12 protein-coding genes and 1 tRNA gene are annotated in these 12,698 nt (G+C 73.9%); 4 read left to right on the top strand and 9 right to left on the bottom strand.

The window, feature by feature from the left end:
- Positions 1–111: 111 nt before the first annotated feature.
- Entirely contained in the window at positions 112–1,449 is a 1,338-nt protein-coding gene (locus MKW14_RS07405; RefSeq protein WP_240860003.1) for a M6 family metalloprotease domain-containing protein, read from the top strand.
- 100 nt (positions 1,450–1,549) lie between these two features.
- Here MKW14_RS07405 and MKW14_RS07400 read toward each other — a convergent pair.
- From MKW14_RS07400 to MKW14_RS07370, 7 genes are all read right to left on the bottom strand, one after another.
- Positions 1,550–1,623: transfer RNA gene (locus tag MKW14_RS07400), tRNA-Lys, on the bottom strand.
- Positions 1,614–2,201 (bottom strand): bifunctional DNA primase/polymerase, encoded by a 588-nt coding sequence (locus MKW14_RS07395; protein WP_240860001.1) that lies wholly within the window; start codon positions 2,199–2,201, stop codon positions 1,614–1,616. Before MKW14_RS07395 ends, MKW14_RS07400 begins: the two co-directional genes overlap by 10 nt.
- Before the next feature lie 145 nt (positions 2,202–2,346).
- On the bottom strand, positions 2,347–2,712 hold the full coding sequence (locus tag MKW14_RS07390) for a DUF8844 domain-containing protein (RefSeq protein WP_240859999.1): 366 nt from the start codon (positions 2,710–2,712) through the stop codon (positions 2,347–2,349).
- A gap of 330 nt (positions 2,713–3,042) precedes the next feature.
- Positions 3,043–4,377 carry an AAA family ATPase gene (locus tag MKW14_RS07385; RefSeq protein ID WP_240859997.1) on the bottom strand — a complete coding sequence of 445 codons (1,335 nt, stop codon included), beginning with the start codon at positions 4,375–4,377 and terminating at the stop codon, positions 3,043–3,045.
- Entirely contained in the window at positions 4,374–5,975 is a 1,602-nt protein-coding gene (locus MKW14_RS07380) for an amino acid adenylation domain-containing protein (protein ID WP_240859994.1), read from the bottom strand. The genes MKW14_RS07385 and MKW14_RS07380 overlap by 4 nt, the downstream gene beginning before the upstream one ends.
- Entirely contained in the window at positions 5,966–7,117 is a 1,152-nt protein-coding gene (locus MKW14_RS07375) for a hypothetical protein (RefSeq protein ID WP_240859992.1), read from the bottom strand. The genes MKW14_RS07380 and MKW14_RS07375 overlap by 10 nt, the downstream gene beginning before the upstream one ends.
- Positions 7,068–8,015 (bottom strand): phosphatase PAP2 family protein, encoded by a 948-nt coding sequence (locus MKW14_RS07370; RefSeq protein WP_240859990.1) that lies wholly within the window; start codon positions 8,013–8,015, stop codon positions 7,068–7,070. The genes MKW14_RS07375 and MKW14_RS07370 overlap by 50 nt, the downstream gene beginning before the upstream one ends.
- Positions 8,016–8,210: 195 nt before the next feature.
- Here MKW14_RS07370 and MKW14_RS07365 point away from each other — a divergent pair, with 195 nt between their 5' ends.
- A complete protein-coding gene (locus MKW14_RS07365; protein ID WP_240859988.1) occupies positions 8,211–8,807 on the top strand; it encodes a histidine phosphatase family protein in 597 nt (198 codons plus the stop codon).
- A gap of 243 nt (positions 8,808–9,050) precedes the next feature.
- Here the strand turns inward: MKW14_RS07365 and MKW14_RS07360 are convergent, their stop codons facing one another.
- Entirely contained in the window at positions 9,051–10,496 is a 1,446-nt protein-coding gene (locus MKW14_RS07360) for an NsdA family TPR-like regulatory protein (RefSeq protein ID WP_240859986.1), read from the bottom strand.
- A 299-nt stretch (positions 10,497–10,795) separates the two neighbouring features.
- Here MKW14_RS07360 and MKW14_RS07355 point away from each other — a divergent pair, with 299 nt between their 5' ends.
- Complete coding sequence (locus tag MKW14_RS07355; protein ID WP_374116546.1) at positions 10,796–11,200, top strand: hypothetical protein; 405 nt, start codon at positions 10,796–10,798, stop codon at positions 11,198–11,200.
- A 78-nt stretch (positions 11,201–11,278) separates the two neighbouring features.
- Positions 11,279–12,148, top strand: coding sequence for a spermidine synthase (locus MKW14_RS07350; RefSeq protein WP_240859983.1), 870 nt, complete (start codon positions 11,279–11,281; stop codon positions 12,146–12,148).
- Positions 12,149–12,169: 21 nt separating this feature from the next.
- On the opposite strand, the gene MKW14_RS07345 is transcribed toward MKW14_RS07350, so the two are convergent.
- Entirely contained in the window at positions 12,170–12,688 is a 519-nt protein-coding gene (locus MKW14_RS07345) for a hypothetical protein (RefSeq protein ID WP_240859981.1), read from the bottom strand.
- Positions 12,689–12,698: the final 10 nt, after the last annotated feature.

The raw sequence follows: 12,698 nt of genomic DNA, 5'->3' as shown, positions 1-12,698 counted from the left end.
ACGTTCCGTGAGCGATTCGGGGGTGTCGGATCTGAGGATCCGTCGGCCGGCTCACTCGTCTGGGGCAGGCGAACAGGGCGTAGTACGACAAACGTGCACAGGCTGGGTGCGGTGTCCCGTGTACCGCTCCCGGAGGTCCCCGTGCCGCGTCAGTTCCCCTTCATGGCTCCCCCCAAGGGATTCCGGGGCCCCCGACTGCGCAGCACCGCCGCCGTGTGCACCACCCTGTCCGCGCTCGCCGCGACCTCCCTGATCACCGGGGCTACGGTCGCCGAGCCCTTCTCCTCGGTGCCGTGCGCCCTGCAGCGCACCGAGGCCCACCACTCCGAGGGCCTCGACACCTGGAACGCCGACTACCCGCGCCCCACCCGCGCGCTGGACGCGGTCATGGTCTTCCTGTCGTTCCCCGGCTCGCGCCCGCGCACCACGCCCGCCCAGCTGACCGCCGACCACTTCCCGGCCACCACCCGCTTCTACGAGCGTGCCTCCTACGGCAAATTCACCCTGCGCCCGCACCCACTCGAACGGTGGATCCGGATGCCGCACCCGGCGACCGCCTACGCCATACGACGCGACTGGAACCCCGAGCACCGCGCCGCCTATCTGCGCGACGCGCTCGCCGTCGCCGACCCGCGCGTCGACTTCTCCCGCTACGACGTCGTCTACTTCGTCGCCGACCCGGACGCGCCCGGCGTTGACTCGGACGCCACGAAGGTCGTCAACCTGGACGTCCCGCTGCGGGCGGACGGCCGGGACATCCGCCGCGTCGTCACGGTCTTCGAGAAGCATCCGCCGGACCGGCTGGTCCTCGCCCACGAGACCGGCCACGTCTTCGACCTGCCGGACCTCTACCACCGGCCGGTCGACGGCAAGGGCGACTGGGACACGTACGTCGGCGACTGGGACCTGATGGGCAGCCAGTTCGGGCTGTCCCCGGACCTGTTCGGCTGGCACAAGTGGAAGCTGGGGTGGCTGGAGCCGCGGCAGGTGGTGTGCGTACGGGAGTCCGGCACCACCCTGCTGACGCTGGAGCCGCTGGACGCGGCGCCGGTACCGCCGGTCACGGGAGCCGCTGCCCCGCCCGCCTTCGGGCTCGGGCGGGGCACCAAGCTCGCGGTCCTGCGCACCGGTCCCGACAGCGTGCTCGCCTTCGAGGCGCGTGAGCCGGTCGGCAACGACACGACGGCCTGCCGCTCCGGCATCCTCGTCTACCGCGTCCGCAGCGGCGCCCCCTCCGGCGACGGGCCCATCCGGGTGATCGACGCCCACCCCCACACCGAGGCCTGCTGGGAGAACTCCGTCTATCCACCCCTCGCCGACGCCCCGGTCGCCCTCGGCGAGACCTTCACGGTCCCGGGCAGCAAGGTGCGCGTCCAGGTGGAGGGGCGGACGGTCACGGGGGCGTGGACGGTGAAGATCACGACGGGTGGGGCGGGTGCGGCTGTGTGATGTGCGGCTTTGTGGGATGTGTGGCCTTGTGAGATGCGGCCTTGTGCGATGTGCGGCAACGCAAAAGGCCCTCCGCTGCTGCGGAGGGCCTTGCTGTCTGTGCGCCGCCAGGGACTCGAACCCCGGACCCGCTGATTAAGAGTCAGCTGCTCTAACCAACTGAGCTAGCGGCGCCTGCTGACGTCGTAGACCTTAGCATCCTGATCCGGAGAGGACGAAATCGATATCCGGACGGCCGCTCGTGCCGCCCTTACCGCAGCCCAGAGCACGATTTCGGGGCCCGGGAGCCAGGGGCGGCGGGTGTCCGGGGCGACCAGCCAGCGGGAGGCCGAGGCGGCGGCGGAGGCCAGCGGGGCCGGTACGGTCACCGCGTCGCCGAGGCCGTGACACAGCAGCGGCGGGATCGCGCCCGTACGGCCGAACTCCTCCCAGCCCAGCAGCGACGGCAGCCGCTGGGCCGTGCCCGGCGCGGCGAACAGCAGCATGCGACCCCGGAAGGCCGCCACGGGGCCGGAGCCCGGCCCCTCGTCCCACAGCCGGTCGACCATCCGGCGCCCGAAGACCGCGGGCGCGTTGACGACGTCGAAGACGGAGCCGCAGGCCAGGACCACCGGGGCGTCGGGGCGCTCCTCCCAGAGGGCGAGCGTGCTGCGCGGATACGTTCCGGCGGAGGCGAGCCAGGCGGCTCCGTCCGGGGTGACCCGGCAGGCGTCGAGGCCGTCGGAGAACGGGTCGATGCGTTCACTGCTCATGGAGGACATGTCTACCGGCTGTGAACGCACGGTTTCCGAGGGTTGCCGGAAACCGGGACAGCGGCGGGCGGGAGCGGGTATCTTGCCCGCCTGGCATATGCCAATCCGAAGTGTCCCGTGTTCAGACCGCCCGCTCGGGGGCTGCTCAGACGGGGTCGGCGGACCCGGCGCCCTCGACCCCGCGCATCAGGTCCCGGCCGAACTCGACCATCTTCTTGGCGTAGTCCTCGGTCCACTCGGCCCGCTCCGCGATGTCCGCCGGCGTCAGCCGGTCGAAGCGGCGCGGGTCGGCGAGCTGCGCGGCCGCCATCGCCTGGAACTCCACGGCCCGGTCGGCCGCCGCGCGGAACGCCTGCGCCAGCTCGGTCGAGCGGGCCAGCAGGGCGCGGGGGTCGTCGATGGACTCCAGGTCGAAGAAGTGCTCCGGATCGGCGGCCGCCTCGGCGGGCTTGAAGAGCAGGGGCGCGGGGCGCAGCCGCGGTTCGTTCCGACGCGGCGTCTGCTCCGCCATGTCTTCTCCTCCTCGTACGTCACGGAAGACCCTCCAGTACACGGGCCACCGTCCATTGTCCCGCGCCCACGCAAGAGGGCACGGATTCCTCCGGCCGGTATCAAGCCCGCCGGACGCCCCGATGTTCCGGAGCCGCACAGGCAGGAAGCCGCATGGCTGGTCAGGGCTGCCAGTTCACCCGGTGTTGCGCCAGCCGGGCCAGCACCGCGTGGTTCGCCTCCCAGCCGTCCGGGGCTGTATCCATTGGCCGCCTCCGGCGGCGGGCCGGTCTCCGTCCGGTGGGTGGGGGTGCTGCGCTGATCGCTTGTCCGGATGGCGCCGCATGGCTGGTCAGGGCTGCCAGTTCACCCGGTGTTGCGCCAGCCGGGCCAGCACCGCGTGGTTCGCCTCCCAGCCGTCCGGGAACTTCACCAGCGTTCCCAGTTGGACCGGTTCCGTGGACGGGTAGTCGTCCAGCAGGGCGTCGACGCCGGCTCGGCAGACGACGATGCAGGCGTGGCGGTGGCGGGAGGTCAGGACGCACAGGCGGCCCGTCTCCAGGTGGAAGGCGGTGGCGTCGGGGCGGCCGGAGAGCGGGTGCAGGATCACCGTGACGTCGAACTCCATGCCCTGCAGCCGGTTCGCCGTGTCCACGGTGACGCCCGCGACGCCCAGCTCCGCCAGGGCCGCCCGGACGGCCGCCGCCTGGTCGCGGTGGGCCGTGCCGACGGCGATGCGGCCGGCGGTGAGGGGGGCGGGGGCCGGTGAGCGTTCCGACGTCGCCGCGCCCTCCCGGTCCAGCAGCCGTCGTACCACCGTCGCCACCGCCCGCACCGCCTCCGGGTCCGTGCGCGGGGTGTGCCGCGCGGGCAGCTCCAGCAGGCCCCAGCCCGACTCGGCAGCCGCGTCGATCACCCGGTCGGGGCCTGAGCCGTCCGAGGGAACGGCGAAGGAGAGACGGCGGTCGTCGTGGTCCGTGCCGCTGCGGAAGGGCGTGTACGGGTAGAAGGCGTCCGAGACCAGAGGGGCCGCGGAGGCCGGGAGCCGCCAGGAGACCGGCAGGCGGTGCTGGGGAAGTTCCGGGTTGTGGGCCAGGAGAGTGGTCACGGCGGAGGCCGAGGGGTCGTACGACAGCCCCGCCCACTGCTCGCTGCCCACGATCGAGAAGGGGTCCAGCTGACCCGGATCGCCCACGAACAGCGCCCGCTCGAACAGCCCAGCCACCGCGAGCAGCGAGTCCGAGCGCATCTGGTACGCCTCGTCGACGATCGCGTGCCGCCAGGGCTCGTCGGCCTTCACATGCGCCCACTTCGCGGCGGTGGAGATCACCACCGGGAGCCCCGCCAGATCGGCCGCCTTCGCCGACTTGCGCACGTGCGGCAGCTCGTCCAGCGCCTTGTCGTACGGGTCGGCGTCACTGCTGTGCAGCCGGCCGACCGGAAGCTGCGGGCTCTTCTCGGCGAGCCGGACGACGAGGTCGTCGACCTGCGCGTTCGTCTGCGCGACGATCATCAACGGGCGCCCCGCGTCGGCCAGTTCGAGCGCCGCGCGGACGACCAGCGTGGACTTGCCGGCGCCCGGCGGGGAGTCGACGACCACGCCCCGGTGACTGCCGTGCAGGGTGTCGTGGAGGATCGCGTCGGTGGCCTCGGCGGCCGCCGCCCCGGGGTCGAGAACGGTGGTCACAGGACGTCCTCCGCGGTCAGGGGATCGGCCGGCTCGGCCATGGGCTCACCGGGCGGTCCGCCGTGCGTCCACGGCGTCTGCTCCGGGTCGGGCAGCTTGGGGCCGCCGCGCTGCTCGTGCTCGAAGAGGGTGAAGCAGAGCCGGTCGCCCTTCTCCGGGACCGAGCCCGGCTCCGGCTCCTTCCCGCGGCCCATCTTGTCGAGCACGCGCAGCACCACGAGCGTGCCGCCGTCCTCGGACTCCTCGGATCCGACGAACTCGGCCGACTGCGGCTTGCCGTCCAGCGAGCGGTACGCCTTGGCCCGCTCACCCAGGTGCGGCCGGTCGTCGGTGCGGATCGTCACCAGCGGGCGGGGGCTCGGCCGCTTGCTCTCGCTGTACGCCATCACGACCTCCGTGACCTCGCCCGCGAACGCCTCCCCTGCCAGCCGTCGGCCCGCCATCACCAGCGGATCGTCGAGGGCCTCCTGCGCCTCCAGCCGGGCCTGCTCCCGCTCGCGCGAGGCGAGCTTGTTCGCGGCGGTGACCGCGTCGTCGCGGCGCGGCTGCGGAGGCTCGCCGGCCGTGACACGGTCGCGGTGGGCGGTGAACGACCAGCGGTCGCGCGTCCACCGCTCCTCGACGTGTGCGCCCTCGGGGAGGGAGCGGAGCAGGTCGAGGCCGTCCCACACGCGGTCCCACGTGGGCCGGGTGACGCCCGCGATCAGGTCACGGATCTCCCGCTCCGCGGCGGTGAGTTCGCCGAGCCGGTCGTCGGCCTCCAGACCGTCCTCGGCGGCGGCGAGGGCGGTCCGCGCGCGGTCGTAGCGCTCGATGGCCGGGGCGAGGAGCTTGTTGTCGAAGGCGGGGTCGGTGGCCGGGCCCGCGGGCGGGCACAGCAGCTGGTCACGGGGGCCGCGGGCCAGCTCGGCGTGCAGCGCCGCCTCGGCTCCCGACATGCCCTCGGGCGGGGCGATCCAGGCGAGCAGGGCGCCCAGATGCTGGTCCTCCAGGTTGGACTGGCCGGTAGCCCAGTGCCGGGACAGCACGTCGGTCATGGCCAGCAGCAGGGAGGAGCCGGGGACGCGGGCGCGCTCCCCGAAGTGGGTCAGCCACCGGCCGAGCAGCGGCACGCGCGGGGGCGCCGGGTACGGGGTCTCCGGGTCCTGCTCCGCCGTACGACGGAAGCGCATGGAGCGGCCGAGCAGCCGTACGAAGTCGATGCCGGCGCGGCTGGGGACGATCAACTGCGGGGCGTCGGCGCACAGTTCGACCTCGACCTTGACCCGCTTGCCGGTCTCCGGGTCGGTCTCGGTCCGCTCGGCCGCTTCCACGTCCTCGGCGTGGGCGTCGATGTACGGCAGCACGGCGTCCGCCAGTTCGGCCAGGAACGCGAACCGCAGGTCCCGGTCGCGGGGCTGCGGTACGACGAGCAGCCGGGGCGCGTCCCGCTCGGTGCCGACGAGCGCGCCCAGCGGGGCACCGGCCTCACCGGCGGTGGTCAACGGCACGAAGACGAGCGGGCGGTCGGCCAGATGCCGGTGCCGGACGGTGGCGGCGGGCTGCGCCCGGCCGGTCCGGACGGCTTCCAGCCGGCTGAGCGTGGAGATCAGGGACATGGTGACTCTCCGGTCCGTGCTCGCGGCGCCGTGCCTTCCAGCGCCTCGGCGCGCAGGTGGGCGGCCCTTCGCAGCGCTGCCACGGCGGGGTCCGTCGGGTCGCCGGCCGTTCCCTGGGCCGCCGACCACACCTCCTCGACGGTCGTCAGGCCGCCGAGTTCGGCGCGGACCGAGCGGCCCAGGGAGGTGACCGCGCCCGCCTCGCGGGAGCGGGCGCGGCAGTGGAAGGCCAGTTCGCACGCGGAGAGGCACTCGGGCGCGTAGGTCGCCGGGACCGACTCGACGGCCGCCGTCAGCTCCTCGGGGGGCAGGTCGGGGGAGAAGCACGTGCCCGCCGGGAGCGTGTCGGCGATGTCCTCGACGCGGGTGAGCCGGGCCAGCTGGCGGGCGGTGACGGCGCGCTGCTTGCGGACGTCGACGGCGGAGGCGGTGGGGAGGTTGGAGAAGTCCTTCGGGCAGACGAGCAGGACGCGCTGCCGTACCACCGGAGCCGGGTCCAGACGCGCGGCGACCTCCTCCAGGGCCAGGACGTACACCGCCGCCTGCCGGGCCGCCGCGCCGACCTTCGCCGGGTCCGCGGAGCCGTCCAGCATCGGGAAGGACTTGATCTCGACGACCGTCCAGCTGCCGTCGGGGTGGACGACCACCGCGTCCGGCTCCAGGAAGGCGGGGGAGCCGGCGACGTCGAGGGCGAGCAGCGGGTGGTCGAGGAGCGTCCAGCCGCCCGGCCCGGCGGAGGCCTCGCGCAGTGCCAGCGCCGTACGGGCCGTGCGGCCCTCGGGGCCGGCCGCGGTGAGGTCGGGCGCCTGCGCCCCGGTGGGCGGTTCGGCGGTGCGGTCCAGCTTCTCGTGCGCCAGCCGCAGCAGTTCCGCGCCGCCGTCCGCCTTGACCTTCGCCTCGAACGCGTTGCCGCGGGTGAAGGCGAACTGCGACTGCCCGAACACCGACGGGGAGCCCAGCGAGCTCGCCAGCGTCGCCTTGTTCACCCCGGCGCCGTCCAGGATGGCACGCCGCTTGCAGCCCGGGTTGGCGGCGAGGGCGGCCAGGGCACGGGCGTCCAGCGCCTTGGCGGGGACGTCGGGACCGCGCAGCTCAGCGAGCCGCTGCCGCAGCGCCTTCCCCCGCGTCCGAGGGAGAGGCACCAGGCTCGGCTCCGCTTCCGAACCGCGACTCGCGCTGCCGTGGAATTCGCTCACCCGCGGAAGTCTGGCATCCGCCACTGACAATTGAGGAACCTGCGACGCGAGAGCGCCCTGCGGTGAGCGGCAGCCGCGCCTTCAGCGCGTCCACGCCCCGCAGCACGTACGGCGTCAGGAACAGCCCGACGCCCATCACGCAGGCGCCCGCGACCGCGTCCAGGAAGTAGTGGTTCGCGGTGCCCATGACCACGATCGTCGTCAGCAGCGGGTAGGCGACGGCGAGGACCCGTGTCGTACGCGTCCTGCCGTACTTCCACAGCATGACCCCGCACCACAGCGCCCAGCCCACGTGCAGACTCGGCATGGCCGCGTACTGGTTGGTCATGCCGCCGAGACCCTTCGGGGCGCTGGCGGCACCGCCCCACCAGCCGTACGAGCTGTACTGGGCCATCGTGTCCACGAACCCGTGGCCCGCCGAGAGGAGACGGGGCGGACACGTCGGCAGCAGGGTGAAGCCGATCAGGCCCATGAAGGTGGACGTCATCAGCCAGGTGCGCGCCGCCCGGTAGTGCGCCGCGCGCGAGCGGAACAGCCAGATCAGGATGGCCGGGGTGACCAGGTAGTGCAGCGAGGCGTACCAGAAGTCCGCCGGGACGCCGAGCCACGCCTCGCGCGTGAAGAGCCGGTTGAGCGGGTGCTCGGCGTTGATGTGCAGGAACTTCTCGACGCGCAGGATCGCCAGACCATGGTCGACGGCGCTGGAGGTGTCACCGCGGGCGAGGAGCCGGCCGGCCGAGTAGCAGGCGTACACCAGCAGGATCAGCGGCAGTTCGGTCCACCAGCGCAGACGGGTGTGCGGGGCTGCAGCCTCGGTGCCAGGTGTCGTCTCGGTCTTCGGCATCCGATCGCCTCCCCCTTCGTTCTCGCGCGGCGTCCCGTGGTCGCGGGTCGTGCCACTTTACGGCGTACGTGCGGGCCCCCGTGGAGCGCCCCCGGCCCTCATAGACGCAGAGAGCGACCGTCGGGTTGCCCCAGGACAGCGTGCGCGATGATGGAGGGGTTCCGCCTGCGAATAACTCGGAAGGGTCTCCTCCTCATGGCACCGCGCATCCTGCTGGCCCGGCACGGACAGACCGAGTGGTCGCTGTCCGGCAAGCACACCGGCAGGACCGACGTGCCCCTCCTGGAGGAGGGCCGGCGCGGCGCCAAGCTGCTCGGCGAGCGTCTGCACCGAGCGCCCTTCGACGCCCTGCCCGGTGTCGAGGTGCGCACCAGCCCGCTGGCACGCGCGCGTGAGACGTGCGAACTCGCCGGGTTCGGGGAGCGGGCGGCCCACTGGGACGCGCTGCTGGAGTGGGACTACGGGGCGTACGAGGGGATGACACCGGAGGAGATCCAGGACGTCCGCCCGGGCTGGCTGATCTGGCGCGACGGCGTCCCGGACGGCGAGTCCCTGGCCGGCGTGACCGCCCGCGCCGACGAGGTGGTCCAGTGGGCGCGCTCGGCGGACCGGGACGTACTGGTCTTCGCGCACGGCCACATCCTGCGCTCGATCGGCGCCCGCTGGCTGGGCCTGCCACTCGACTTCGCGGCCCGCATCCGCCTGAACCCGACCTCGCTCTCCGTCCTCGGCTGGGCCTACGGCGAACCGGCCATCGAGAGCTGGAACGACCTGGGGCACCTGGCCGGCTAGCTCGTGCGGTGGGCCGGGGGCTCGGGCGATGCGAGGGTGGCGCGGGCAGAGGGCCGGCGGCGCGGGCGGTGCGGTGGGTTCTCGGGCGGGGCCGGGTGGCTCAGAGACGGTGCCGGTAGCTCAGGCGCTGCGCACCCGGGTGGCTCAGGCGGTGCGGGGTGGCTCAGACGCTGCCCAGGTGGCGTGGGCGGTGGCCGGGTGGCTCAGACGCTGCCCGGGTGGCGTGGGCGGTGGCCGGGTGGGTCAGGTCGGCCGTGGGGACGACGCGTGGCGTTCCAGGAACGCCGAGACGCCCGACGCCCGGCGGTGTGGCAGCAGTACGCGTGCGGTGCCCGCCAGCATCGTCTGGATGCGGGACGACTGGACCTGGTCCAGCAGGTCCAGCACCCGCATGCCCGCCGCCGCGGCCTCGTCGGGCCGCCCGCCCCGCGCCAGGTCGTCCGCGAGTTCCGCCGTGTAGAGGGCGATGTTGCGGGTGAAGTGCGGGTCCTGCAGCTGCGCGGCACGCCGGGCGTGGCGGGACGCGCGCGACCAGTCGCCCAGCGTCGACCAGCACTGCGCCTCCAGGCCCTCCAGCTCGGCCTCGCCGTAGAAGCTCATCCACTCGGGGTCGGCCTCCGAGGGGCCCCGCTCGTAGAGGGCCTGCGCCCGGGCCAGCGACTGCTCGCAGGCGGTGCGGTCGGCGAGGCCCGCCCAGCCGCCCGCCTCGCGCAGCGCGAGCAGCGACATCAGCCGGGGCGAGCCCAGCGAACGCCCCACGCGTTGCGCGGCCTGCGCCGCCCGCACCGCCTCGCGCGGGCGTCCGGCGTCCCGCGCGAGGAACGCCGTGTTGCAGAACGCGTGCGCCTCCAGGGCGTCGTCGCCGGTCATCCGGGCGGTCGCGAGCGCCTCCGCGTAGTGCGAGCGGGCGTCGTCGAACCGCCCGGAGTCGTGCGCCAGCCAGCCCACCGAGATGGCGAGTTCACCGGCGCCCGAGTGCAGCCGCTCGGCGGTCGTCTGCCGGGTCGCGCCGGCGTCGAGGAGCGCGTAGGCGGCGCGCAACGGCTGGGACGCGCGCCGGTAGAGCCCGTCCGCGCCGTGCCGGTCGTCGAGCAGCCGGATTCTGCGTACGGCCTCCTCGAGCGCGTACGCGTCGCTCGCCCCGGGCCGGCGCACGGGGCGTCCCGCGGCCGCGGCGTCGAAGGCGAGCCCGATGGGGCCCAGCGAGGCGGCGGCCACGGTGGCGCCCCCGGTCATGAATGCGCGACGCAGCACGTCGCTCTCCTCGTCATCGTCGTACATCTCGGGGTCCTGCGGGTGCGGTGTCTCATACGGCTCGTACGCCCCCTCGGTCTCATCGGGACCGCGCCCCCCGCCCGTCAGGTGGACGGGGGGCGCGTCCTCGGCGGCGTGCGCCCGGCGTCCGCGGACGGACGAGCGGGGCGCGAAGCCGAGGTCGGTGAGCGTGCGGCCGGGGAACATGTGCAGGAACACCCGTTCGTACGCGTAGTTGGGGCAGCGGATCTCGCCCGCCTCGACCCGGCCCACATAGCGCGCGTCACAGCTGACCCGCTCCCCGATCTCGCGGGCCGCCCTTCGTACCGCGGCGGCGAACTCGGCCGGTGAGCGCCCGCCGCGCAGTCGGCGGAAGGCCAGGTTCGGCCTGGGTGGCCGGGTGGGCTGGGACGAGGTCAGCTCTGACGACGCCATGGCCGGGTCCTCTCGTGCGAACCGTCGAACCATGCCGGAATTGCGGTGAGTTGTTCAAGTGACTCCCCGTTTCCGGCGGGCAAGAACGTACCTGCTGTGTCGGACCCGCCACGCAGGGTTTGGCTACAAACCGGATATCTCATACCGGATCTGCCATGAACTGCCATCCTTTGCGGCGGACTTCCGCCGTTTCCGTTGACGCGCGCGTGCGTTGAGCACTGCGGACCGGGAGCCGCCCGTCTCCCGACCCGCTTCGTTCAAGGAGGGGTTCCGTGGTGGAGGCCGGGATGCAGACGACGATGCCGCCGACGACGGCGGGGCACGCACCGACTCCGGAGCACAGCGCGCCACCCCCGCCGGGGGGCTCCTGCGACCTCGTCACCGTGCCGGCCCGGCAGGGGCTGGAGGCCGTCGACATCCTGCGCCGGGGCGCCTGCGAGGCGGTCGGCCCCGTACTGCACGACGGCGGCGCCACCCTCGGCTTCCTGGTCCCGCCCGGCACGGCCGCCGCCTGGGACGTGCCGGGCAGCACCTGCACGGAGACCGACGGCCGCGGCCTCGCCCTGAACCCCGAGCCGCCCGTCGAGGGCTCCGACTGGCTGCTGCCCCCCGGCGGCGGCGACCTCGCGACCGACCCGACGGTCCTGCGCGCGGCCCTGGGCGAGGCGGCCCGGACCATCGAGGCGGCGGACAGCTGCCAGTGAGGCGGACGTGGCCGTCTTCCGCGCCGTTGACCTGGGCCCGGGCGGGCAGGGCGTTGTCCGGCCGTCGATAATGGGGGCATGGGTAGGTCCAGGAACGGCCGGCGGGGCGGCGGTGGTGCCGAAGCCGTCGTCGAGGCGGTCGACGGTGGGCTCGCCGAGTTGATACCCGACCGGGAGCGCGCGCGTGCCTGGACGCTGCTGATCGACGGGGCGCCGCAGTCGCACGTCGACCTGGACGACCCCGCGCACCTCTCCTTCGAGTACCAGCGCCGCCTCGGCCACGTCATCGACCTCGCCGCGCCGCCCGGCCGTCCCGTGCACGCCGTGCACCTGGGCGGGGGCGCCCTCACCCTCGCCCGGTACGTCGCCGCGACCCGCCCCCGCTCCACCCAGCAGGTCGTCGAGCGCGACGCGGCCCTCGTCCAACTGGTGCGCCGACAGCTGCCGTTGGACCCCGGCGCCCGCATACGGGTGCGTGCCACGGACGCCCGCGAGGGGCTCGCCAAGGTCCTGGACGGCTGGGCCGACCTGGTCATCGCCGATGTCTTCAGCGGCGCCCGCACCCCCGCCCATCTGACCTCCACGGAGTTCCTCGACGAGGTCCGACGGGTCCTCAAGCCGGGCGGTGTCTACGCCGCGAACCTCGCCGACGGACCGCCGCTGGCCCATCTGCGCGGCCAGATCGCCACCGCGGCCGCCCGCTTCTCCGAACTCGCCCTGGTCGCCGATCCCACCGTGCTGCGCGGCAAACGCTTCGGCAACGCCGTCCTGGTCGCCTCCGACACCCCGCTGCCGGTCGCCGAACTCACCCGCCGGGCCGCCTCCGACCCGCACCCCGGGCGCCTCGAACACGGCCGGGCGCTGCGGGACTTCACGGGCGGCGCGAGCCCGGTCACGGACGCCGCGGCGACCGCGTCCCCCGCACCACCGCCGTCGGTGTTCCGCTAGCGCCGCGCGGGCCCCAGGGCCTTAGTAGTTGCCGACGTCCACGTGCGGCGGCCCGTCGTGCCAGGTGCAGATCACCGAGACCTTGTCGGTGCCCGAGGTGAACTCCACCCGGATCCAGGTGTCCGTCTTCCACGTCTGCATCGACCAGCCGGTGTCCGGGGTCGCCATCACGAGCGTCGCCGAGGCGGCGCCGAGGTCGAACACCACCCGTCCGCCGTCGGTGTCGTAACTCCGCACCGTCCCGGAGGTGGTCGGCGACGGCTTGGCGACCGGCGTCCTCGAGACGCTCGGCGTCGGCGTCGCGGACGGGCTGCCCGGCCGGCTCCTCGATGGTGAAGACGGCGAGGGGGACGGCCGGGGCGTCGACGTGGCCAGCGGCTTCGCCTCCTGCGTGGTCGGGCCGGCCGCCCTGACCGGCAGGGCGCGGGGCGGGTCGTACGCCGTGCCCGCCATGACCGTGTGGACACCCCACCACGACAGCGTGACCGCCGCGCCCGTGGCGAGCGACCAAGCCAGTACGTGTACGAGTCCTCTGCGCATCGCCGGTCAT

Source organism: Streptomyces gilvus, from assembly GCF_022513565.1.
In the GTDB taxonomy this organism is placed as follows: domain Bacteria; phylum Actinomycetota; class Actinomycetes; order Streptomycetales; family Streptomycetaceae; genus Streptomyces; species Streptomyces gilvus.
The sequence above is the reverse complement of the archived record's forward strand: the minus strand, read 5'-3'. Positions and strand labels throughout refer to the sequence as shown.

Excerpts from the sequence above, each read along its gene's own strand:
- MKW14_RS07395 (WP_240860001.1), bottom strand. The coding sequence starts at position 2,201 with ATGAGCAGTGAACGCATCGACCCGTTCTCCGACGGCCTCGACGCCTGC.
- MKW14_RS07345 (WP_240859981.1), bottom strand. The coding sequence starts at position 12,688 with ATGCGCAGAGGACTCGTACACGTACTGGCTTGGTCGCTCGCCACGGGC.
- MKW14_RS07365 (WP_240859988.1), top strand. The coding sequence starts at position 8,211 with ATGGCACCGCGCATCCTGCTGGCCCGGCACGGACAGACCGAGTGGTCG.
- MKW14_RS07350 (WP_240859983.1), top strand. The coding sequence starts at position 11,279 with ATGGGTAGGTCCAGGAACGGCCGGCGGGGCGGCGGTGGTGCCGAAGCC.
- MKW14_RS07360 (WP_240859986.1), bottom strand. The coding sequence starts at position 10,496 with ATGGCGTCGTCAGAGCTGACCTCGTCCCAGCCCACCCGGCCACCCAGG.
- MKW14_RS07390 (WP_240859999.1), bottom strand. The coding sequence starts at position 2,712 with ATGGCGGAGCAGACGCCGCGTCGGAACGAACCGCGGCTGCGCCCCGCG.
- MKW14_RS07370 (WP_240859990.1), bottom strand. The coding sequence starts at position 8,015 with ATGCCGAAGACCGAGACGACACCTGGCACCGAGGCTGCAGCCCCGCAC.
- MKW14_RS07355 (WP_374116546.1), top strand. The coding sequence starts at position 10,796 with ATGCCGCCGACGACGGCGGGGCACGCACCGACTCCGGAGCACAGCGCG.
- MKW14_RS07380 (WP_240859994.1), bottom strand. The coding sequence starts at position 5,975 with ATGTCCCTGATCTCCACGCTCAGCCGGCTGGAAGCCGTCCGGACCGGC.